Below are 1,048 nucleotides of genomic sequence, written 5' to 3'. Positions count from 1 at the left end.
CCCCGTGCGCATTCCCCCCGGACGCGCTCGGGGCGGCGGGGCCCACAGGATGGCCCTCGGCTCCCAGCGGACGGAACGTTAGGCGCCCCCACGTTGCATGCACGTTGCGACCGGCCGATCACACACGGTGCCGTAACCGGCCCGTTCGGGTTCCCTCGAACCGGTTGCACGGCCCGCCCGATGGGCCGATCCTCAAACCCGTCGACGTTGTCTCCGCAGGGGAAAGGCGCTGATGGTGGTGCAGAACCAGGTGGTCGCGGCGCGCCCGCCGATCGCCGAGTCGTGGCGGCGCTCGCGCGCCGCCGGGGTGGCCGCCGAGATCGCGGCGGCGCCGCTGGTGTTCGACCGCGACACCGTCGCCGACGCCCGCGGCGTCCACCCGCTCGACCCGCACCTGCCGCTGCTGCGCGACCTGCTGCGGAACGTCGCCGACGAGACCGAGCACCTGATGGTGATCACCGACGAGGCGGGGCGCGCGCTGTGGACGCAGGGCCCGCCCGCCGTCCGCCGGGAGGCCGAGCGGATCGGGCTGATGGAGGGGTTCTGCTGGTCGGAGGCGGCCGTCGGCACCAACGGCATCGGCACCGCCCTCGCCACCGGCCGCGCCGAGTACGTCTACGCCACCGAGCACGTCGCGCAGGTCCTGCACCGCTGGTCCTGCGCCGGCGCCCCGATCACCGACCCCGACACCGGCCGGACCATCGGCTGCATCGACGTCAGCGCCACCGTCGAGGCGCTGCACCCGGCGACGGTCGCGCTGGTCGCCGCCGCCGCGCGGCTCGCCGAGGCGCGGCTGGAGGTCGACATGCGGCGGCGCGACGAGCGGCTGCGCGAGCGGTTCCTCGGGCAGCTGCGCGGCGCCGGGGTGCTGGTCACCGCGTCCGGGCGGATCCTCGCCGCCCGCCGCGAGGACTGGCGGGGCCTGCGGCTGGCCGTGCCGTCCGAGGGTGGCGCCGTCACCCTGCCCGACGGCCGCGTCGCGGTCGCCGAGCCGCTCGGCGAGGTGTACCTGCTGCGCCCGGCGACCGGCGCCGGGTCAGGCGGCGCG

General features: G+C 76.8%; 1 protein-coding gene. It reads left to right on the top strand.

The window, feature by feature from the left end; all coding sequences use genetic code 11:
* Positions 1-232 precede the first annotated feature (232 nt).
* A partial coding sequence (locus tag ABZ914_RS51785; protein WP_500201873.1) for a GAF domain-containing protein occupies positions 233-1,048 on the top strand: 816 nt, incomplete at its 3' end.

It is taken from the genome of Spirillospora sp. NPDC046719, assembly GCF_040645715.1.
Classification (GTDB): domain Bacteria; phylum Actinomycetota; class Actinomycetes; order Streptosporangiales; family Streptosporangiaceae; genus Spirillospora.
This window is presented reverse-complemented; position numbering and strand designations above follow the sequence as displayed.